Below are 20,684 nucleotides of genomic sequence, written 5' to 3'. Positions count from 1 at the left end.
GTCAAGCATGGAACAGTCATCCCACTTCTCCTGGCGCTACCCCCTCGCACTCGCGGCCGTACTGGTCCTGAGCGCCTGCGGCAAGGCCCCGGAAACCACCCAAGGCATGGCGGCGCCCAAGGTCAGCGTCGCCGAAGTCATCGAACAACCGCTGAACGAGTGGGACGAATTCACCGGCCGCCTGGAGGCCCCGGAGTCGGTGGAGCTGCGCCCGCGGGTGTCGGGCTACATCGACCGCGTGGCCTTCCATGAAGGCGCACTGGTGAAGAAAGGCGACCTGCTGTTCCAGATCGACCCGCGCCCGTTCGAGGCCGAGGTCAAGCGCCTCGAAGCCCAGCTGCAACAGGCCCGCGCGGCCCAGGCGCGGAGCGTCAACGAAGCCCAGCGCGGCGAACGCCTGCGCGCCAGCAACGCGATCTCCGCGGAACTCGCCGACGCCCGCACCACCGCCGCCCAGGAAGCCAAGGCGGCGGTCGCCGCGACCCAGGCGCAACTGGACGCGGCGCGCCTGAACCTGAGCTTCACCCGGATCACCGCGCCGATCGACGGTCGCGTCAGCCGCGCCGAGGTCACCGCCGGCAACCTGGTCAACTCCGGGGAGACCCTGCTCACCACCCTGGTCAGCACCGACAAGGTCTACGCCTACTTCGACGCCGACGAGCGCGTGTTCCTCAAGTACGTCGAGCTGGCCCGCCAGGCCGGTCGCGACACGCGCAGCGAGAGCCCGGTGTACCTCGGCCTGAGCAGCGAGGACGGCAACCCGCACCTGGGCCGGCTGGACTTCCTCGACAACCAGGTCAACCCGCGTACCGGCACCATCCGCGGCCGCGCCGTGTTCGACAACGCCAAGGGCGAGTTCACCCCGGGCCTCTACGTGCGCCTGAAGCTGGTCGGCAGCAAGACCTACGCCGCCACCCTGATCAAGGACGAAGCGGTCGGCACCGACCTGGGCAAGAAGTTCGTGCTGGTCCTGGATGGCGACAACAAGACCGTCTACCGCACCGTCGAGATGGGACCGAAGCTGGAGGGCCTGCGCATCGTCCGCAGCGGCCTGAGCAAGGGCGACCGGATCGTCGTGAATGGCCTGCAGCGGGTCCGCCCGGGCATGCAGGTGGATCCGCAGAAGGTCGAGATGGCCAGCGCCGACACCCTGGCCACCCTCGCGCGCCTGCGGCAGTCGGTCGGCGACAGCGAACCACCGAAGGTGGCGGCGTCCAAGGACAACGCCACTCGCAACGAGCCGCGCGGCTGAGCGCGGCGATAGGAAGAACCGATGAATTTCTCCCAATTCTTCATCCAGCGGCCGATCTTCGCCGCGGTGCTGTCGCTGCTGATCCTGATTGGCGGCGCCATCTCCCTGTTCCAGCTACCCATCAGCGAATACCCGGAAGTGGTGCCGCCGACCGTCGTGGTCCGCGCCAACTTCCCCGGCGCCAACCCGAAAGTCATCGGCGAGACCGTCGCCTCTCCCCTTGAACAGGCGATCACCGGGGTGGAGAACATGCTCTACATGTCCTCCCAGTCGACCTCCGACGGCAAGCTGACCCTGACCATCACCTTCGCCCTCGGCACCGACCTGGACAACGCCCAGGTGCAGGTGCAGAACCGCGTCACCCGGACCGAGCCGAAGCTCCCGGAAGAAGTGACCCGGCTCGGCATCACCGTCGACAAGGCCTCGCCCGACCTGACCATGGTCGTGCACCTGACCTCGCCGGATAACCGCTACGACATGCTCTACCTGTCGAACTACGCGGTGCTCAACGTGAAGGACGAACTGGCCCGCCTCGACGGCGTCGGCGACGTCCAGTTGTTCGGCCTCGGCGACTATTCGCTGCGCGTCTGGCTGGACCCGAACAAGGTCGCCTCGCGCAACCTCACCGCCACCGACGTGGTCAACGCCATCCGCGAGCAGAACCGCCAGGTCGCCGCCGGCACCCTGGGCGCGCCGCCGGCGCCGAGCGATACCAGCTTCCAGTTGTCGATCAACACCCAGGGTCGCCTGGTCACCGAGGAAGAGTTCGAGAACATCATCATCCGCGCCGGCGCCAACGGCGAGATCACCCGTCTGCGCGACATCGCCCGGGTCGAGCTGGGCTCCAACCAGTACGCCCTGCGCTCGCTGCTGAACAACAAGCCGGCGGTGGCGATCCCGATCTTCCAGCGTCCCGGCTCGAACGCCATCGAGATCTCCAACCTGGTGCGGGAGAAGATGGCCGAGCTGAAGCACAGCTTCCCGCAAGGCATGGACTACTCCATCGTCTACGACCCGACCATCTTCGTCCGCGGCTCCATCGAGGCGGTGGTGCACACCCTGTTCGAAGCCCTGGTGCTGGTGGTGCTGGTGGTGATCCTGTTCCTGCAGACCTGGCGCGCCTCGATCATCCCGCTGGCCGCGGTGCCGGTGTCGCTGATCGGCACCTTCGCGGTGATGCACATGCTCGGCTTCTCGCTCAACGCGCTGTCGCTGTTCGGCCTGGTGCTGGCCATCGGCATCGTGGTGGACGACGCCATCGTGGTGGTGGAGAACGTCGAGCGCAACATCGGCCTCGGCCTCAAGCCGGTGGAAGCCACCAAGCGTGCCATGCGCGAGGTGACCGGGCCGATCATCGCCACGGCGCTGGTGCTCTGCGCGGTGTTCATCCCGACCGCGTTCATCTCCGGCCTCACCGGGCAGTTCTACCGCCAGTTCGCCCTGACCATCGCGATCTCCACGGTGATCTCGGCGTTCAACTCGCTGACCCTGTCGCCAGCGCTGGCGGCGGTCCTGCTCAAGGGCCACCACGAGCCGAAGGACCGCTTCTCGGTGTTCCTCGACAAGCTCCTCGGCAGTTGGCTGTTCCGTCCGTTCAACCGTTTCTTCGACCGCGCCAGCCATGGCTACGTCGGCACGGTGAACCGGGTCCTGCGCGGCAGCTCGATCGCCCTGCTGGTCTACGGCGGACTGATGGTGCTGACCTACTTCGGCTTCTCCAGCACGCCGACCGGTTTCGTCCCGCAGCAGGACAAGCAGTACCTGGTGGCCTTCGCCCAGTTGCCCGACGCGGCCAGCCTGGACCGTACCGAGGCGGTGATCAAGCAGATGTCCGAGATCGCCCTGGCGCAGCCCGGCGTGGCGGACTCGGTGGCCTTCCCCGGCCTGTCGATCAACGGCTTCACCAACAGCCCGAACAGCGGCATCGTGTTCACCCCGCTGAAGCCGTTCGACGAGCGCAAGGACCCGAGCCAGTCGGCCGGGGCCATCGCCGCCGCGCTGAACGCCAAGTACGCCGACATCCAGGACGCCTACATCGCGATCTTCCCGCCGCCGCCGGTACAGGGGCTGGGGACCATCGGCGGCTTCCGCCTGCAGATCGAGGACCGTGGCAACCAGGGCTACGAGGAGCTGTTCAAGCAGACCCAGAACATCATCACCAAGGCCCGTGCGCTGCCTGAGCTGGAACCCAGCTCGGTGTTCTCCAGCTACCAGGTCAACGTGCCGCAGATCGACGCCGACATCGACCGCGAGAAGGCCAAGACCCACGGCGTGGCGATCAGCGACATCTTCGACACCCTGCAGGTCTACCTCGGCTCGCTGTACGCGAACGACTTCAACCGCTTCGGCCGTACCTATCAGGTCAACGTCCAGGCCGAGCAGCAGTTCCGCCTCGAACCCGAGCAGATCGGCCAGCTGAAGGTGCGCAACAACCTCGGCGAGATGGTCCCGCTGGCGTCCTTCATCAAGGTCAGCGACACCTCCGGTCCGGACCGTGTGATGCACTACAACGGCTTCATCACCGCCGAACTCAACGGCGCCCCGGCCGCGGGCTACAGCTCCGGCCAGGCGCAGGCGGCGATCGAGAAGCTGCTGAAGGAGGAACTGCCCAACGGCATGACCTACGAGTGGACCGAGCTGACCTACCAGCAGATCCTCGCCGGCAATACCGCGCTGTTCGTCTTCCCGCTCTGCGTGCTGCTGGCCTTCCTCGTGCTGGCCGCCCAGTACGAGAGCTGGAGCCTGCCGCTGGCGGTGATCCTGATCGTGCCGATGACCCTGCTGTCGGCGATCACCGGGGTGATCCTGGCCGGCAGCGACAACAACATCTTTACCCAGATCGGCCTGATCGTTCTGGTGGGGCTGGCGTGCAAGAACGCGATCCTGATCGTCGAGTTCGCCAAGGACAAGCAGGAGGAAGGCATGGACCGCGTCGCCGCGGTGCTGGAAGCCTGCCGCCTGCGCCTGCGGCCGATCCTGATGACGTCCATCGCCTTCATCATGGGCGTGGTGCCGCTGGTGATCTCCACCGGCGCCGGCGCCGAGATGCGCCATGCGATGGGCGTGGCGGTGTTCTCCGGGATGATCGGGGTGACCTTCTTCGGCCTGCTGCTGACGCCGGTGTTCTACGTCCTCATCCGCCGCTTCGTGGAGAACCGCGAAGCGCGCCGCGCCGCCAACGACAAAGGCCTGCCAGAGGTGCATGCATGATTCACGCGCAGTCGATCCGGAGCGGGCTCGCGTCCGCCCTGGGTCTGTTCAGTCTGCTGGCGCTCAGCGCCTGCACGGTGGGTCCGGACTACCGGACCCCCGACACCGCGGCGGCGAAGATCGACGCCACGGCGAGCAAGCCCTACGACCGCAGCCGCTTCGAAAGCCTGTGGTGGAAACAGTTCGACGATCCGACCCTGAACCAGTTGGTCGAACAGTCGCTGAGCGGCAACCGCGACCTGCGCGTGGCCTTCGCCCGCCTGCGCGCCGCCCGCGCCCTGCGCGACGACGTGGCCAACGATCGCTTCCCGGTGGTCACCAGCCGCGCCAGCGCCGACATCGGCAAGGGCCAGCAACCGGGAGTGACCGAGGACCGGGTCAACAGCGAGCGCTACGACCTTGGCCTGGATAGCGCCTGGGAGCTTGACCTGTTCGGGCGCATCCGCCGTCAGCTGGAGTCCAGCGACGCCCTCAGCGAAGCGGCCGAGGCCGACCTGCAGCAACTGCAGGTCAGCCTGATCGCCGAGCTGGTGGACGCCTACGGCCAACTGCGCGGCGCGCAACTGCGCGAGAAGATTGCCCTGAGCAACCTGGAGAACCAGAAGGAGTCGCGCCAGCTCACCGAGCAACTGCGCGACGCCGGGGTCGGTGCCGAACTCGACGTACTGCGCGCCGATGCGCGCCTGGCGGCCACCGCCGCCAGCGTGCCGCAACTGCAGGCGGAAGCCGAGCGCGCCAGGCATCGTATCGCCACCCTCCTCGGCCAACGGCCGGAAGAGTTGACAGTGGACCTTTCGCCGCGCGACCTGCCGGCGATCACCAAGGCCCTGCCGATCGGCGATCCCGGCGAGCTGCTGCGCCGCCGGCCGGACATCCGCGCCGCCGAACGGCGCCTGGCCGCCAGCACCGCCGACGTCGGCGTGGCCACCGCCGACCTGTTCCCGCGGGTCAGCCTCAGCGGCTTCCTCGGCTTCACCGCCGGGCGGGGCTCGCAGATCGGCTCAAGCGCCGCCCGCGCCTGGAGCGTCGGCCCGAGCATCAGTTGGGCCGCCTTCGACCTCGGCAGCGTGCGTGCCCGCCTGCGAGGCGCCAAGGCCGACGCCGACGCCGCGCTGGCCAGCTACGAACAGCAGGTGCTGCTGGCCCTGGAAGAATCGGCGAATGCCTTCAGCGACTATGGCAAGCGCCAGGAGCGCCTGGTCTCGCTGGTCCGCCAGTCGGAAGCCAGCCGCGCCGCCGCGCAACAGGCGGCGATCCGCTACCGCGAAGGCACCACCGATTTCCTGGTGCTGCTGGACGCCGAACGCGAGCAACTCTCCGCCGAAGATGCCCAGGCCCAGGCCGAGGTCGAGCTGTACCGCGGCATCGTGGCGATCTACCGCTCCCTCGGCGGTGGCTGGCAACCCAGCGCCTGAACCGGCTATCCCCCGGCCGATGGAAATCGGCCACTCCAGCCCCGCGATTGCAGCTCCTGGTCGCGGGGCTTTTTTATGCGCAGCGCGGGGGCTCGGTCGAGCCCCACGTCGTTTCTCGGCGATGGCGTAGAGGCTCGGCGGCCATTGCCGCGGGCTATTCCCGCCGCTCCGGCTGCGCGGAGTGGATATACAGGGTGTAGGTATCCGCCGGCCGGGGCGCGCCCGCCAGGTCGAGGGCATGACCGATGGCGCCGCGATGGTAGGTGCCATGGTTGACGATATGGAAGAGGATCTCCTGGCGCGTCATGCCGCCGTCGCGGCCATCGGCGAAGCGGAAGCGCAGCCATTCGCCGCGACGCTCCAGCGGCAGCTCGGCGACATAGCCGGCGAACCAGGCGGCCGAATCCTCCAGCCGGCGACGCAGGACGTCGTAGCCAGGCACCACCTCGCTGTTGGTCTGTTGGTGGGGCGCCGGCTCGCCCAGCAGGCGCGCCCTGAACAGTTCCTCGACGATCGCCATGTGATTGAGCTGTTGCAAGGCGAAGGCCAGCGAGGCCGGGAACGCCTCGGCGTCGATCCGGGCGATGGCATCGAGGGTGCGGCGGTCGGACCAGGCCTTGTAATTGAAGGACTCGACCAGCAGGTCGACTTGCAGGGTGGGTCGGGACATGTGGCGGGCTTCCGTGTCCATTCGCTGAGGGAGCCGGATCATAGCCCGGAGACAGCGCTCAGCGCTCGCCCTGCAACCCTTCCAGGCGCGCATCGCAGAGGTCGCGCAGGCGGTCGCGGAGGGTGCGCCCGGCGCTGTCCAGCTCGGGCCGCGCGTAGAGCGCCAGCTCCAGGCCAGCGATGGGCGGGAAGCCGGCCTGCGCGCCAAGCAGGCGATGCTCGGGCCCGACGCAGCCCAGCGGCAGCAGGCTGACCCCCAGTCCGGCGCCGACCGCGGCCACCAGGCTGGCCAGGCTGGCGCTGGAATAGCCGATGCGCCAGCGACGCCCGATGCTCTCCAGGGCATGGATCATCTCCTGGCGATACAGCGCTCCGACCGGGAACACCACCAGCGGCACCGGCTCCTCCGGCGAACCCTCGCCGAACGGCCGCGTGGCGCTGCCGAACCAGCCCAGCGGCTCGGCCCAGCGTGCATGGCAGTCGCTGTCGGCCCCCCACTGCTTGACCAGCAGCAGGTCCAGCTCGCCGCTGCGATAGAGGCGCAGCAGGTGATGGCTGAGACCGCTCTCGACCTCCAGGCGCAGTCGCGGACGCTCTTCGGTGAAGCGCGTCAGCACCGGCATCAGCACTTCGCCGGCGAGGTCTTCCGGCACGCCGAGGCGCAGCACGCCGTCGCCATGGGCCGGGCTGAGGGCCTCGCTGGCCTCGTCCGAGAGCCGCAGCAGGCGCCGCGCGTAGCCAAGCAGACGCTCGCCTTCCTCGGTCGGCAAAACCTGCCGCTGGCTGCGGTCGAGCAGGCGGCAACCGAGGTTCTGTTCGAGGCGGATGACCTGCTGGCTGACGGTGGACTGGGTCAGGTGCAGGTGTTCGCCGGCGCGGGTGAAGTTGCCGGTGTCGACAACGCTGACGAAGGTACGGAGCAGGACCAGATCGAGCATGCACACTCCCACTGAAAGGCATTACATCATTTAATTTCAGCATACATGACATCGACGCCATACTTTTCGCCAACGCCTATCGGAGCCCATCGACATGTCCCTGGCCAATCTATGCAGGAGCGGAGCCATGCTGGTCTGCGCAGCATTCAGCGGAGGCGCCGGCGCGAGCGACGCCGGAGCATTGCTCGAAGCCGCGCGTCGCGGCGATACCGCGCAGGTCGCCAGCCTGCTCGAACGCAAGGTCGAGGTCGACGCGCCCAGCGCCGACGGTAGCACCCCGCTGCTGCTGGCCACCGCCAACGACCACCTGGCGGTGGCGCGCCAGTTGATCGAGGCCGGCGCCGACGTCAACCGGCAGAACAGCCGGCTCGACAGCCCGTATCTGCTGGCCGGCGCCGAGGGCCGCCTGGAAATCCTGCGCCTGACCCTGCTCCACGGCGCCGACCTGAAGAGTACCAACCGCTATGGCGGCACCGCGCTGATCCCGGCCTGCGAACGCGGCCATGTGGAAGTGGTGAAGACGCTGCTGCAAGCCGGGGTCGATCCCAACCATGTCAACAAGCTCGGCTGGACCGGGCTGCTCGAGGCGATCCTGCTGAGTGACGGTGGTCCGCGCCACCAGGAGATCGTGCGCCTGCTGATCGACGCCGGCGCCGACGTCAACCTGGCCGATGCCGACGGCGTCAGCCCGCTGGCCCACGCCCGCCAGCGCGGCCAGGGCGGGATCGAGCGGCTGCTGCTGGCCGCCGGCGCCCAATGAAAGCGAAGGAGAAAGACATGTCCGATGAAATCTTCATGCGCGAGGCCATCGCCCTCGCCCGCGCCAACGTCGAGGCCGGCGGCCGCCCGTTCGGCGCCGTGCTGGTGCGCGACGGGCGGGTCCTGGCCCGCGGCGTCAACCAGATCCACGAGACCCACGATCCCAGCGCCCACGCCGAACTGCAGGCGATCCGCCAGGCCAGTCAGGCGCTCGGCAGCCCGCGTCTGGACGGTTGTGTGATCTACGCCAGCGGCCATCCCTGCCCGATGTGTCTGGCCGCCATGCATCTCTGCGGCATCCAGGCGGCCTGGTTCGCCTATTCCAACGAGGACGGCGAACCGTTCGGCCTGTCCACGGCCACGCTCTACGCCGAGATGGCGCGCCCGCCACAGCGGCAAAGCCTGCCGCTACGCGCCCTGCGTCCTGCCGGCGAAGAGGGTCTGTACCGGCAATGGCGGCAACGCCAGGCATGAGCGCGCGAATCCCTTCCGGCGGCCAGGCCGCCACCGGCGTCGGCGCGGCGGAGGTCAGTTGGGTCGGCCTGCTGGTGATCTTCTGCCTCGGCATCAACCTGCGACCGATCCTCACCGGCATCGGCCCGCTGCTCGAGGAAATCACCGCCGGCACCGGTCTCGGCTTCCAGGGCGCGTCGCTGCTGACGGTGTTGCCGGTGCTCTGCATGGGCCTGGTGGCGCTGTTGCTGCCCTGGCTCGGGCGCTGGCTGGCCGAGCACCGCGGCATCGTCTGCGGACTGCTGGCCATCGCCGCAGCCTGCCTCTGGCGCCTGGAACTGGATAGCGGGCTGGCGCTGATCGCCAGCGCCGCGCTGGCCGGCAGCGGCGTGGCGATCATCCAGGCGCTGGTACCGGGCGTGGTCAAGCGCTGGTTCCCGAGGCGGGTCCCGGCGGCGATGGGCCTCTACTCGGCCTCGCTGATGGCCGGCGGCGGAACCGCGGCGGTGCTCAGCCCGCGGATCGCCGAACACTTCTCCAACTGGCAGGCCGGCCTCGGCGCCTGGGCCGTACCGGCCCTGCTGGCGCTGCTGCTGTGGATGTTCGCGCGGCCAAGGGAGGTGCTGCCGAGCGCTGGCGAGGGGCCGGTCCGGCACTTCTTCGGCAATCGCCGTGGCTGGCTGCTGGCGGTGTATTTCGGGCTGATCAACGGCGGCTACACCAGCATGGTGGCCTGGTTGCCGGTGTACTACCGCCAGCTCGGCTGGAGCGCCCAGGACAGCGGCGGGCTGGTCGGGATCATGACCATCTTCCAGGTGCTCGCCGCGCTCAGCGTGCCGCTGCTGATTCGCCGCCGCCTCGACCGCCGGCCCTGGCTGCTGGCCGCGCTGCTGGTCCAGCTCGGCGGCTTCTGCGGCCTGCTGCTGATGCCGCTACAGCACGCGGCACTGTGGGTGGCGTTGATCGGCTACGGCCTGGGCGCCTGCTTCGCCCTCAGCCTGACCCTGACCCTCGACCACCTCCACGAGCCGCGTGCGGCGGGAAGCCTGGCGGCCTTCGTGCAAGGCATCGGCTTCATCATCACCGGCATCGTGCCCTACCTGACCGGCTGGCTGCGCGACGTCACCGGCAGCTTCCAGGCCTCCTGGCTGCTGCTCGCGGCGAGCGTGGTGGCGATGTTGCTGGTGACCCTGCGCTTCGCCCCGTCCGGCTATGCCCGGGCCATGGGCGAGACGCGCGACTGAGCGGCGGACCTCCGCGCCCGCCATTGCAGGCGCGGGTGGCGCTTCAGTAATGGGTGGCGATATAGATGCGGTAGCTGATGATGGCCAGCATGCAGATCACCCCGACCCACATGAGGAACAGGCCGAACGGCGTGTCGCGCTTGGTGAAACCCGTGCCGATGAAGAGCATGCCCAGCACGATGATTGCGAAAGTGACGCCGTAGGAATCCATGTTTACCCTCGTTGGCCGCGTTCCTGACATACTTGTCAGTCTAGCTCCAAGCCCGCTAGAACTACGTTGATATTTATCAGCCTGCGGTCAATTTCGGACAAATTCATCGAACTTGAGGAAACGCCTGGCTGCGAGCGGCAAGGTCGCGCAAGATCGCCTGGATCTCGCCGAAGTCCGGCCGCTCGCTCACCCGTGGCAGCGCGCAACGTCGCTGCAACTCGACCAGCGCCGCACGTAGCGAGGCCTGCCCCGGCGGCGCCTCGCTGCGCTCGAGCAACTCTTCCAGCAGGCAGGCGAAGGCACGTACTTCCAGGCGCCGCAGGGCGCCGGCGAGCACGGCGTCGTCCGGGAGAAATGACGCGGCGCCGAAATCGCCCAGCAGGCAGGCGCCATCCTCGCGCCAGAGGATGTTATGCGCATAGAAGTCGCCATGGCTGATGCCGCGTCCATGCAGATGGGCCATCAACGCGGCGAGCGAGGCCGCCAGGCGCAGCGCCGTGGCCAGCTCGAAGCGCAGTCCCGGCGGATAGACGTCGCGGGTACAGGACTCCAGGCTCGGCGGCCCCGCCAGGTTGCGATAGGCGTCGTCGAGCAGCTCCAGCACCAGCCCGTCGCGCCCTTGCGGATGCCCGGCGAGCTGGCCGAGCACCTCGATCAATTGCGCATGGCGCCCCGCCGCCAGGCAGGCGGCCATCTCGCTGGCGGGGGTGCCATCGCTGGTCACTTCGCCCTTGAACAGCTTCAGCGCCACCGTGCGCGTCGAACCGTCCGGCTGGTGCCAGCCGGCGCGATGGATGACCCCGGAGGCTCCTTCGCCGATCAAACCGTCCAGGCTCAGCTCGCTCCAGTCCAGCGCAGCGATGCCGCTGTCGGCCAGCGCCGGCAGACGGCACAACGGGTTGCCGGCGTAGGCCAGCCAGGCCAGGCGCGGCAGCGTCGCCAGCCAGGCCGGCAGGCGCTGGAAACGGTTGGCGGCGATCCGCAGCAGTTCCAGGCCTTCGCAAGCGGCCATGCTCTCGGGCAAGGCCTCCAGGCGGTTGCCGGCCAGCATCAGCTTCTGCAACGGCCGGCGACCCAGTTCCTCGGGCAGCGTGGCAATCCGGTTGTCGGTGAGGATCAGCCAGCGCAGCGCTGGCGGCAGGGCCGCGGCCGGCACCCGCTCGATGCGGTTGGACTTGAAGCCGACCATGCTCAGCGCCGGACAGTCGCCCACCGCCGCCGGCAATTCGGCGAAGTCGTTGGCGGAACAGAACAGCACCTTGAGACGATGCAGCCGCCCGAGGTCGTCCGGCAGGCTGTCCAGGGCGTTGCCGCTGAGGTTGAGCACCTCCAGGGAGTCGGCCAGCTCGAAGATTTCCCGGGGGAACTCGCGCAGGCCGCAGGACAGGTCCAGGCGCGTGGCGCCGGCCAGTTCGCCGCTGCGCAGTTGCTGCAAGGTGTGCATGGTTCGACGGACTCCGGCCAGGGCGGATGGAAAGCCGCGCATGATAGCCAAGGCGTTGCGGAACGCGCACCCTCGCCGTGCTAGAGTGGCCGCCCCGAATCGACAGGACCACAGAGAATGGAACTCTCCCCCGCCGAACGCCAACTCCTGCTGGCCCATCGCCTGGCCGTGTTCGACGGCTGCGTGGTGTACGACGCCCAACCGCCGGTGTCCGCCGAACACGTCCAGCGTCTTGCCGAAGGCCTGGCCGGACCGATTCCAGAAGACCTGCTGCGCCTCTGGCGCACCTGTTTCGGCGGGCGCCTCGGCTATGACCTGGAAGTCGACTACGACGGCCACCGCCACCCGTTCTCTTTCAGCGAACTGTTCTATCCGGACAGCGACGGCTACCACGACCTCTGGGGCTGGATCGAACACGAGCGCGAGCTGGCGGCGGAAGCCGCGGCAGAAGAAGGCCGCGACTGGAACGGCAAGCTGGCCTACCTGCCGTTCGGTGGCTTCGAGTACCTGGAGCGGCTCTACGTCTGCGTCGAACCCGGCCCCGAGCATGGCGCGGTAATCGCCTGGAGCCACGGCCTGCCGCCGGCCTGGGCCGGACGCCTGCACCAGGATTCGGTGACGCGCCTGGCCGACGATGTCGGCGGGCTGTTCCGCCTGTTGTCCTTCGAACAGGATCCGTTCGATGCCGAGAACGCCTGCGGCGTGGCCGACGAGCTACTGGAAGCGCTGGACGCCCTGGAGGCCGCTGGGGAGCCCGGCAAGGCGCTGAAGGGCCGCCTGGAAGTCCTGCTGCGCCAGCGCATCCTCGACTGGCGGCCGGCCCTCGCCGACGGCAGCCTGGCCGCCGAGCCAAGGCTGCGTCAACTGGCCCTGGCCGAAGCTGCGCAAGACGGCGACATCGACCTGCTGCAACGCCTGCGCGATGCCGGCTGCGACTTCGCCGAAACCTTGCGCGGACGCGGCGGCGTGCTGGAGGCCTGCCTCGCCCGCGGGCGCCTGGAGGCCGCCAGATGGCTGCTCGACCAGGGCGTCGCGGTGCACCAGGACAGCCTGCAGATTGGCGCCGCGCACCTCGATGCGCTCCTGGCCGAACGCCTGTTGCGGCTCGGCGCGATCTCCGACCCGAATACGGTGCTCCTCGCCCTGCAATACGGCGACGCCGACGCCGCGCGGATCATGGCGCGACCGCTGCTGGAGGAGTCGCCGGCGAGGGCCAGCGCCCTGCGTCTGGCCCTCGCCAGCCGCGCCGAGCGCGAGCGCAGCGACGCCAGGCGGGTCAGGTCGGGAAAGATGGGCAGCAACCGCAGTCCCGACGACTACCTGGCCCTGGCCGAGCGCCTGGAGCGCTTCCTCGCCGAGCTGCCAGGCTGAGGCTCAACCCTCCGGTCCCTGCACCTCGATGAAGGAACCGTCGGCCAGCCGCTCGAACGCCCGTCCCGGCGGCGCGTCGAGCAGCGGCAGGATGCTGTCGTCGGCGTTCAGCACCGAGCCCAGGCTGACGTAGGCGGTGGTCCCGGCGGTATTCATGTAGTCGTCCGACTCGTCGCCGGCCATCAGCCGCCAGCCGCTGTCGTTTTCCTCTTCCGGCGCCTCGCGGTAGAGGTAGCCGACCGCCTTCCCCTCGTCTATCACCCGGCGCGTCACGAAGCAGCGCCGGGCATAGCGCGAGATCGGCGTTTCCCGCGGGTCGTGCTCGGTGTTGATGATGTGCCGCGCCTCGAAGACGATGCGCTCGCCCAGCGACAGGTCGCGGATGTATTGCGGATAGTTGTCCAGGCGGCCGCTGAAGGCGCCATCCGCCTCGATGCCCTCGACCGTCACCCAGAGCCGCTCGGCGCGCGGCGCATCGGGGTTGTCGGTATCGAAGGCGAAGATCAGCTTGACGCTTTCCCCGGCGGCGACCCGGTCGATGGTCTCCGCGTCCGGTTTGTAGAAGGTGTAGGGATGGCGGACAGCGATCGCACTGGCGTCCACCAAGGTCCACGAGGCCATGTCGACTCCCGCTTGGCTGGCTACGCGGCGCCCGTAGCCTGGGCTGCCACGGGCACGCCGGTGCCCGGGCGGCATGGGTGGAATGGCGTGGCCGAGGTTCGGGTCGCGGCGCCCACCGGCAGGTCGAAGCCATGCCCGGCCAGGAACCGCCCTTCGGCCCGCCTACCCAGAGGAAAGTAGCAGCGCCGCCGCGCAGCCGCCAGCAACGGGCTGTCGCAGAGCGCCGCCCCGGACGGGGCGGCGGCGCGCCTTCAGAGGACTTGCAGCGGGTATTCGACGATCAGGCGGACTTCGTCGAGGTCCGACTCGAAGCTGTCGGAGCGCACGGTGGCCTGGCGCACGCGGAACGCCAGGTCCTTGGCCGCGCCACCCTGCACCACGTACTTGACCTCCACGTTGCGTTCCCAGCGGCCCTGGTTGGTCAGCGGGTTGCCGTTGGCGTCGGTGCGCATGTAGACGCTGTTGGCATTCGAATAATCGGCGTCCCAGCCCTTGCCATAGCGGGTCATGAAGCTCAGCCCCGGCACGCCGAAGGCGGCCATGTCGAGGTCGTAGCGGAGCATCAGCGAGCGTTCCTTGGGCGAGTTGAAGTCGCTGTACTGGATCGAGTTGTCCAGGTAGATGGAGTCGGTCTGGCGCAGGTAGTCGAAGTCGTCGTCGCCGTTGTTGCGCTGGTACGACAGCAGCACCTGGTGCGGACCGTAGGCGAAGCCGCCGCGCACGCTCCAGATGTCGTTGTCGAGTTCGCCCATCACCTGCCTGCCCTGGTCCTTGACCTTGTAGTAGTTGGCGCCGCCGAGCAGGGACAGCTTGTCGTCCAGCGGATAGTTGAAGCTGGTGCCGGCGTAGTACTGGTCCCAGGCGTCCTTCTGGCGGCTGCCGTAGAGGCTGACGCTCCAGTGCTCGGTGGCCTGGTAGTCGCCGCCGGCGTAGGCGACCCACGGCGAGTCGATGCGCCGGCCGGTGTAGAAGCTGTAGAAGTCGTCGCTGCCGCTGGTGCTGTTCGGCTGGGTCATCGAGTTCAGCTTGCCGGCCTGCAGGGTCAGGCCCTTCGCCAGGCTGTCGTTGACCAGGGTGAAGCCACGGAAGCTGGAGGGGAACAGCCGGCTGTTGCCGTACTGGATTACCGGGGTTTCCGGGAACACGTCGCCGACCCGCAGCACGGTGCCATACCAGCGCAGCTTGACCGCGCCGCCGGCTCGCGAATAGTCGTCCTGCGGCCTCCCCTGGTCGTCATAGGGCAGCAGGTCGACGCTACCGCCGGCGCCGGAACGCCCGCCGCCGCTGTCCAGGCGCACGCCGAGCTGGGCGAAGGCGTCGATGCCGACGCCCAGCGTGCCCTGGGTGAAGCCCGAGGAAAAGTTGGCCATGAAGCCCTGCACCCACTCCTCGGTGTAGCCGCCGCCCGCCGGGCTCGATTGGCCCTTGCGGAAGTCGCGGTTGAAGTAGAAGTTGCGCAGCAGCAGGTTGACCTCGCTGCCCTCGATGAAACCTTCCTTGCTCCGCTCGGCGTTCTCCTCGGCGACGGCCGAGGCCATCAGTCCGGCGCCCAGCAGCAGTGGAAGCGTCCACAGTCGTTTCTTTCCATCCCCTTGCATGGCGATTGCTCCAGATCGGTTCATGTCTGTTTTTCTTCTGCGGCCATGCCTTGCGGCGCTGGCTGTGCGTGAACTTCTGGTCGATCGCGCCCCCGCGCAGTCCTGCCGCAACCGGCATTGACCGTGGGGCTGATTCTGGAACCGGGGAAATGACGCAGACATGAGGCGGGGATTACTTTTCCGCAATCTTAACTCGCACTTAATGCGCTTCGCGCAGACTCCTCCGCCATGCAACGGAGCATCGCCGAAGTTATCGGAAACGTAATTTTCCACTCACCCTCGGGTAATCCGTCCGCTCTTACTCTTTGCTCAAACGGGACGAATACCTCGCCCCGGCGACGAGCCAACCCGAGAGGTTTGCCATGAAGATCATCCCGATGCTGCTGGCCGCCCTGCTGGCGACCGGCGCCGCCACTGCCCAGGCCCAGGACGGCAGCGAACGCTCCTGGCAGTACAACGCCGAATTCCGCGCCGCGCAGAAAGAACTGCGCGAAAAGCGCCTGCAGAAGCAACAACTGGAAGCGCAAGCGCAGAAGACCGACCGCAGCAAATGCGCCGAGCGCAAGAACGGCAACGGCTGAGCAGCCTTTCACCGAGCAATACACTTGTCCTTTTTGGGTTGCTCCTTTGGACAAGTCCTGAGGCGCCAGTCATGGCGCCTTTTTTTATCCGCCGTCGCGCCTGGCGGAAGAAGGCGGCATGGTCGCCAGCGACCAGCCGCCCTCCCCGCTCCCCGCCTTACCCCTGCAATGCCCGCGGCCGCTGGCTGCGGCGCTCGGCGGCGGGTGCCGGGCTGGCCTGGAGCTGGAAGTCGAAATCCAGTTCGGCGAAGCGTCCGCCCTCCACGCCGCGGTCGCGGGCCGCGGCGGGGTCGTCGTTGAAGCGCAGGTCGCCGATCAGCCCATCGCGGGTGGCGTAGGCGAAGTCGTCCCACAGGTAGCGGTCGCCCGCCAGGTTGATCTGGGTGGTCAGGTGGCGATGGCCGGGCGCCGAGACGAAGAAGTGAATGTGCGCCGGCCGCTGGCCGTGGCGGCCGAGGCGGTCGAGCAGTTCCTGGGTCGGGCCGTCGCTCGGGCAACCGTAGCCGGACGGCACGATACTGCGCGCACGGTAGCGGCCGTCGGCGTCGGTGCGGATGCGCCGGCGCAGGTTGTATTCGGACTGGCTGCTGTCGAAGTAGGAATAGGTGCCTTGGGTATTGGCATGCCAGACATCGACGATGGCCCCGGCCAGCGGCTGGCCGTCGGGACCGCTGACGCGGCCCTGGAGGAACATCACGGTGCCGGCGTCGCGGCCGTCGTCCATCCGTGCCTCGCCATCGCTCAGCGGCGCGCCGGCGACGTACAGCGGCCCTTCGATGGTGCGCGGCGTGCCGCCGGTGAGGCCGGCCTCGGCGTCCTGGGCGTCGAGCAGCAGGTCCAGGTAATGCTCCAGGCCCAGCCCGGCGGCCAGCAGGCCGGCTTCCTGGCGGCTGCCCAGGCGGTTCAGGTAGTCCACCGCTTTCCAGAATTCGTCGGGCGTGACCTGCATCTCTTCGATCAGCTTCGCCGTGTCGTCGAGGATGCGCCGCACCAGGGCCTTGGTGCGCGGATCGCCGCGTTCGTTGAGCTGGCCGCTGGCCTCTTCGAAGAAGCGCTGGACGTCGGCAGTCTGGGAAATCTTCACGGTCATGGCGTTTGCCTCTGCTTGTTGTTGTCGGGCGTGGGAAGGGAATCTCAGCGGTCGTCGGCATGGATCGACGAGGGATGCCGGCAAAGCCCGTCGATCTCGATGTCCATGTAGGGAAACAGCGGCAGCCGGGTCAGGGTGTCGTGCAGCGCCTCGACGCTGGGCAGGTCGAACAGGCTGTAGTTGGCGTAGTGCCCGGCGATCCGCCAGAGGTGCCGCCAGCTGCCCTCGCGCTGGAGGCGCTGGGCCATTTCCTTCTCCTCGGCCTTGAGCCGCTCGGCCTGTTGCGGGTCCATGTCGACGGGCAACTTCACGGTCATCTTCACGTGGAACAGCATCGGTCGTTTCTCCTCTGTCTGCGGGACGGCTTCAGCGCCGGCGGAAGCGCGCCAGGCGCTCCTCGTCGAGCGCCAGGCCGAGACCCGGCGCACGCGGCACGTGCAAGTGGAAATCCTGGTAGCGCGGCGACTCGAGGAGGATGTCCTCGGTCAGCAGCAACGGGCCGAACAGTTCGCTGTGCCAGGCCAGGCGGTCGAGGGTGACGAAGGCGTGGGCGGCGGCCAGGGTGCCGATGCCGCCCTCGAGCATGGTCCCGCCGTACAGGCCGATCCCGGCCGCCTCGGCGATCGCCGCGCTACGCAGCACCGCGCGCGGTCCGCCGTTCTTGGCGATCTTCAGGGCGAACACCGGGGCGGCGCCCTCGCGAGCCAGATGGAAGGCATCCTCGACGCTCTCGATGGCCTCGTCGGCCATGATCGGCGCGCCGCCGCGGCTGCTCAGGCGCGCCAGGCCGACGCGGTTGTGGCGGGCGATGGGCTGTTCGATCAGGGCGATGCCGTTGTCGCCGAGCGTCGCGCAGGCACGCTGGGCAACGCCTTCGTCCCAGGCCTGGTTGACGTCCACCCGCACGCTGGCGCGCTCGCCGAGGGCGCGCTTGATGGCGATCGCGTGGGCCACGTCGGCATCCACCTCACCGGCGCCGATCTTCAGCTTGAAGTGCCGGTGGCGGCGCAGGTCGAGCATCCGCTCGGCTTCCTCGATGTCGCGGCCGGTGTCGCCGCTGGCCAGGGTCCAGGCCACCTCCAGGCTGTCGTGCAGGCGGCCGCCGAGCAGTTCGCTGACGGCCAGGCCGAGGCGCTTGCCATGGGCGTCGAGCAAGGCGGTCTCGACCGCCGAGCGGGCGAAGGTGTTGCCCCTGATGTGTCGGTCCAGGCGCTGCATCGCGGCATTCACGTTGTCCGCCGGCTGGCCCAGCAGCAACGGGGCGAAATGCGCGTCGAGATTGCTCTTGATGCTCTCCGGGCTCTCGCTGCCGTAGGCCAGGCCACCGATGGTGGTGGCTTCGCCGAGGCCCTCGATGCCGTCGCTGCAACGCAGGCGGAGGATCACCAGGGTCTGCCGGTTCATGGTGTGCATGGCCAGCTTGTGCGGGCGGATGGTCGGCAGGTCGACGATGATCGACTCGAGGCTTTGGATCACGGCTTGGCTCATTCTCGGGGGTCCACCAGGGTTGCGGTCGGGTTTTCGACGGTTCGCCGCTCAAGGCTCGCTCGATACCGAGCGGGTTTCGCCGTTGTCTCAACCAAGCATCCATCGCCTTCTTCACTGGGGTCCAATATCATCTTCCTCTCGAACCATACCCTGGAGGTATCATGGAGCTTCGTCACCTGCGCTACTTCCAGGCGCTGGCCCGGACCCTCAACTTCACCCGCGCCGCCGAGCAGTTGCACATCGCCCAGCCACCGCTGAGCCGGCAGATCCAGCAACTCGAGGAAATGCTCGGGGTGGCCCTGCTGGAGCGCGGCCGGCCGCTGCGCCTGACCGAAGCCGGGCGCTTCTTCCACGAACAGAGCGCGACGCTCCTGGACCAACTGGAAAGCATCTGCGACAGCACCCGGCGGATCGGCCAGGGCCAGCGCCAGTGGTTCGGCATCGGCTTCGTGCCCTCGGCGCTGTATGGCGTGCTGCCGGAGCTGATCCGCCACCTGCGCGGCGACCCGGAGCTGGAGCTGGGCCTGCTGGAGATGACCACCCTGCAGCAGGTCGAGGCGCTGAAGAGCGGGCGCATCGACATCGGTTTCGGACGCATCCGCATCGACGACCCGGCGATCCGCCAGAGCGTGCTCAGCGAAGAGCCGCTGGTCGCCGCCCTGCCCGCCGGGCACCCGTTGCTCGGCCAGCCGCTGAGCCTGGAGCGCCTGTCGCGCGAGCCGTTCGTGCTCTACCCCGGCCAGCCGCGGCCGAGCTACGCCGACCACGTGCTGGCGCTGTTCGCCACCCACGGCCTGAGCCTGCGCGTGACGCAATGGGCCAACGAGATGCAGACCGCCATCGGCCTGGTCGCCGCCGGACTCGGCGCGACCCTGGTGCCGGCCTCGGTGCAGTTGCAGCACCGCGACGACGTCGCCTACCAGGCCCTGGCCGACGCCTCCCTGACCTCGCCGATCATCGTCAGCCGGCGCCAGGGCGACGGCTCCCCGCACCTGCGGCGCTGCCTGGCGCTGATCGGCCGCGAGGACGCCTGAGTGCCCTCTCAGGAGCGCCGCGCAGCGCGGCGCTGGGTCATGCTCGGGGTTTCCTCGAAGCGCTTGCGGTAGTCCACGGAGAAGCGTCCGAGGTGGCTGAAGCCCCAGCCCAGGGCGATCGTCGAGATGCTGCGGGCGCCGCCGCTGGCGAGGATCTCCTCGCGCACCGCGGCGAGCCGGTAGTGCTTCAGGTAGCTCATCGGCGACACCCCGAAGTAGCGACGGAAGCCCTCGAACAGCTTGAACCGCGAGACCCCGGCGGCGCGTTCCACGTCCTCCAGGCTCAGGGTCTCGCGGGCGTTGGCCTGGAGAAACTCGCGGGCGCGCAGCAGGTAGTGCGGCGGGCGCCCGCCAAGGCCCTGCTGCAGGGCCTCGCTGTAGTTGTTCGGCTGGGCCAGGATCAGTCCCTTGATCAGCGCGCGTTCCAGGTCGCTGCTGAAAAACGCCTGGGCGTAGAGTTCGCTGCGCGCCATCTCCTCGCTGATGTGCCGCACGGTGCGCCACCAGGACGCGGAGGCGCCGTCCAGGGCATCCATCTCCGGATCGAAGCGCAAGGGCGTATCGATCGGCCGCTGCAACATCTCCTCCAGGACCTTGCGCATCGCCGTGCGGCCGATCACCACCTGCAGCTTGCGGCAGTCCCCGGCGATGCTCAGCTCCTGGCGCTCGTTGGGCGCGATGATCACCCCGCGGCGGACGTCGGAGAGCAGGCGTAGCCCGCCCCGGCACAGCTCCTGCTCGCCGCTGAGCGGCAGGCTCAGGCTGTAGGCGTTGAACGCCGCGGCATCCTCGACGGTGATGGTGACGTCGGTACCGTAGCCGATGTAGCCGAGGGTGGTGCACATCGACTTCAGCACGTTGCCGTGGTGCTGGAACTGCACCAGTCCCGGGCTCGCCGCTTCGAGCCGGTGCGGCCCGCAGACCTTCGACATCCAGGAACGGGCGGCGGCCAGGTCCAGGTGGTCGGCATGGAGATCGCCACGATCGGCGACGGGATGGGTCCTCATCATGGTTCGGCACTCGACACGGCAAGGCTGGGGGTGCGCTCTGCTGGCGCTCTGTTTTCAGCAAAATGCAAGGCATATGCCGGCGCAAGGCCGGCTCCCCGCATCCTCCACTATCCGGATAGCGTTCGCCGACTTTCCGGACAAAGCGTCCGCCGCAAGCGCCGCTCGAACCTCGGCCGAGCCCTCCGCGAGCCCCCTGGCCGCTCCTCGGCGGCTGCGGATTTTCGGGATGCGCATCGTCGACTAAGCGGATAGCCCGCCCCCGCTCGCGGCCGTTGAATGGGTCACCCATAACGACA

The 20,684-nt window shown here is 68.5% G+C and carries 19 protein-coding genes; 9 read left to right on the top strand and 10 right to left on the bottom strand.

Annotation, left to right across the window (positions count from 1 at the left end; all coding sequences use genetic code 11):
• The first annotated feature begins 7 nt into the window (after positions 1–7).
• From mexE to oprN, 3 genes are read left to right on the top strand one after another with little or no spacing between them, the layout of a single operon-like run.
• A complete protein-coding gene (gene mexE, locus FHW81_RS27585) occupies positions 8–1,252 on the top strand; it encodes a multidrug efflux RND transporter periplasmic adaptor subunit MexE (RefSeq protein WP_003103549.1) in 1,245 nt (414 codons plus the stop codon).
• A 21-nt stretch (positions 1,253–1,273) separates the two neighbouring features.
• Positions 1,274–4,462, top strand: coding sequence for a multidrug efflux RND transporter permease subunit MexF (gene mexF / locus FHW81_RS27580; RefSeq protein WP_003089834.1), 3,189 nt, complete (start codon positions 1,274–1,276; stop codon positions 4,460–4,462).
• Positions 4,459–5,877, top strand: a complete 1,419-nt coding sequence (oprN, locus tag FHW81_RS27575) for a multidrug efflux RND transporter outer membrane subunit OprN (protein ID WP_003113303.1) — start codon at positions 4,459–4,461, stop codon at positions 5,875–5,877. The genes mexF and oprN overlap by 4 nt, the downstream gene beginning before the upstream one ends.
• A gap of 154 nt (positions 5,878–6,031) precedes the next feature.
• On the opposite strand, the gene FHW81_RS27570 is transcribed toward oprN, so the two are convergent.
• Both FHW81_RS27570 and FHW81_RS27565 read right to left on the bottom strand, forming a co-directional pair.
• Entirely contained in the window at positions 6,032–6,547 is a 516-nt protein-coding gene (locus FHW81_RS27570; RefSeq protein ID WP_003089838.1) for a DinB family protein, read from the bottom strand.
• 58 nt (positions 6,548–6,605) lie between these two features.
• Positions 6,606–7,484, bottom strand: coding sequence for a LysR substrate-binding domain-containing protein (locus FHW81_RS27565; RefSeq protein WP_003122653.1), 879 nt, complete (start codon positions 7,482–7,484; stop codon positions 6,606–6,608).
• Between the two features lie 127 nt (positions 7,485–7,611).
• On the opposite strand from FHW81_RS27565, the gene FHW81_RS27560 reads away from it, so the two are divergent.
• The 3 genes from FHW81_RS27560 to FHW81_RS27550 are packed head-to-tail and all read left to right on the top strand — an operon-like array spanning position 7,612 to position 9,940.
• Positions 7,612–8,244, top strand: coding sequence for an ankyrin repeat domain-containing protein (locus FHW81_RS27560; protein ID WP_003109549.1), 633 nt, complete (start codon positions 7,612–7,614; stop codon positions 8,242–8,244).
• A gap of 17 nt (positions 8,245–8,261) precedes the next feature.
• Positions 8,262–8,717 carry a nucleoside deaminase gene (locus tag FHW81_RS27555; protein ID WP_003122651.1) on the top strand — a complete coding sequence of 152 codons (456 nt, stop codon included), beginning with the start codon at positions 8,262–8,264 and terminating at the stop codon, positions 8,715–8,717.
• A complete protein-coding gene (locus FHW81_RS27550; protein ID WP_003116872.1) occupies positions 8,714–9,940 on the top strand; it encodes a CynX/NimT family MFS transporter in 1,227 nt (408 codons plus the stop codon). The genes FHW81_RS27555 and FHW81_RS27550 overlap by 4 nt, the downstream gene beginning before the upstream one ends.
• A 43-nt stretch (positions 9,941–9,983) precedes the next feature.
• Here FHW81_RS27550 and FHW81_RS27545 read toward each other — a convergent pair whose 3' ends face one another.
• Together FHW81_RS27545 and FHW81_RS27540 are read right to left on the bottom strand one after the other, a co-directional pair.
• Positions 9,984–10,151 (bottom strand): hypothetical protein, encoded by a 168-nt coding sequence (locus FHW81_RS27545; RefSeq protein ID WP_003089849.1) that lies wholly within the window; start codon positions 10,149–10,151, stop codon positions 9,984–9,986.
• Positions 10,152–10,254: 103 nt separating this feature from the next.
• Positions 10,255–11,595 (bottom strand): leucine-rich repeat-containing protein kinase family protein, encoded by a 1,341-nt coding sequence (locus FHW81_RS27540; protein ID WP_003162904.1) that lies wholly within the window; start codon positions 11,593–11,595, stop codon positions 10,255–10,257.
• Between the two features lie 117 nt (positions 11,596–11,712).
• Here FHW81_RS27540 and FHW81_RS27535 point away from each other — a divergent pair, with 117 nt between their 5' ends.
• Positions 11,713–12,966, top strand: coding sequence for an ankyrin repeat domain-containing protein (locus tag FHW81_RS27535; protein ID WP_023091280.1), 1,254 nt, complete (start codon positions 11,713–11,715; stop codon positions 12,964–12,966).
• A gap of 3 nt (positions 12,967–12,969) precedes the next feature.
• Here the strand turns inward: FHW81_RS27535 and FHW81_RS27530 are convergent, their stop codons facing one another.
• The gene (locus FHW81_RS27530) at positions 12,970–13,587 is read right to left on the bottom strand and encodes an immunity protein Imm33 domain-containing protein (RefSeq protein ID WP_003089860.1); all 618 of its coding nucleotides are present in this window, start codon (positions 13,585–13,587) and stop codon (positions 12,970–12,972) included.
• Positions 13,588–13,838: 251 nt separating this feature from the next.
• Positions 13,839–15,185 carry an OprD family porin gene (locus FHW81_RS27525; protein WP_023091279.1) on the bottom strand — a complete coding sequence of 449 codons (1,347 nt, stop codon included), beginning with the start codon at positions 15,183–15,185 and terminating at the stop codon, positions 13,839–13,841.
• A 362-nt stretch (positions 15,186–15,547) separates the two neighbouring features.
• Here FHW81_RS27525 and FHW81_RS27520 point away from each other — a divergent pair, with 362 nt between their 5' ends.
• Positions 15,548–15,766, top strand: coding sequence for a hypothetical protein (locus FHW81_RS27520; RefSeq protein ID WP_003089862.1), 219 nt, complete (start codon positions 15,548–15,550; stop codon positions 15,764–15,766).
• Between the two features lie 157 nt (positions 15,767–15,923).
• Here FHW81_RS27520 and catA read toward each other — a convergent pair whose 3' ends face one another.
• From catA to FHW81_RS27505, 3 genes are read right to left on the bottom strand one after another with little or no spacing between them, the layout of a single operon-like run.
• Positions 15,924–16,856 (bottom strand): catechol 1,2-dioxygenase, encoded by a 933-nt coding sequence (catA, locus tag FHW81_RS27515; RefSeq protein WP_003113307.1) that lies wholly within the window; start codon positions 16,854–16,856, stop codon positions 15,924–15,926.
• A gap of 44 nt (positions 16,857–16,900) precedes the next feature.
• A complete protein-coding gene (gene catC / locus FHW81_RS27510; protein ID WP_003089864.1) occupies positions 16,901–17,191 on the bottom strand; it encodes a muconolactone Delta-isomerase in 291 nt (96 codons plus the stop codon).
• A 31-nt stretch (positions 17,192–17,222) separates the two neighbouring features.
• Positions 17,223–18,344 (bottom strand): muconate cycloisomerase family protein, encoded by a 1,122-nt coding sequence (locus FHW81_RS27505; protein WP_003120080.1) that lies wholly within the window; start codon positions 18,342–18,344, stop codon positions 17,223–17,225.
• Between the two features lie 161 nt (positions 18,345–18,505).
• Here FHW81_RS27505 and FHW81_RS27500 point away from each other — a divergent pair, with 161 nt between their 5' ends.
• Positions 18,506–19,378, top strand: coding sequence for a LysR family transcriptional regulator (locus FHW81_RS27500; RefSeq protein WP_003089870.1), 873 nt, complete (start codon positions 18,506–18,508; stop codon positions 19,376–19,378).
• An 8-nt stretch (positions 19,379–19,386) separates the two neighbouring features.
• Here the strand turns inward: FHW81_RS27500 and FHW81_RS27495 are convergent, their stop codons facing one another.
• Positions 19,387–20,388, bottom strand: coding sequence for an AraC family transcriptional regulator (locus tag FHW81_RS27495; RefSeq protein WP_003113309.1), 1,002 nt, complete (start codon positions 20,386–20,388; stop codon positions 19,387–19,389).
• Positions 20,389–20,684 lie beyond the last annotated feature (296 nt).

The organism is Pseudomonas sp. RC10-4-2 (assembly GCF_050433085.1).
In the GTDB taxonomy this organism is placed as follows: domain Bacteria; phylum Pseudomonadota; class Gammaproteobacteria; order Pseudomonadales; family Pseudomonadaceae; genus Pseudomonas; species Pseudomonas aeruginosa.
The sequence above is the reverse complement of the archived record's forward strand: the minus strand, read 5'-3'. Positions and strand labels throughout refer to the sequence as shown.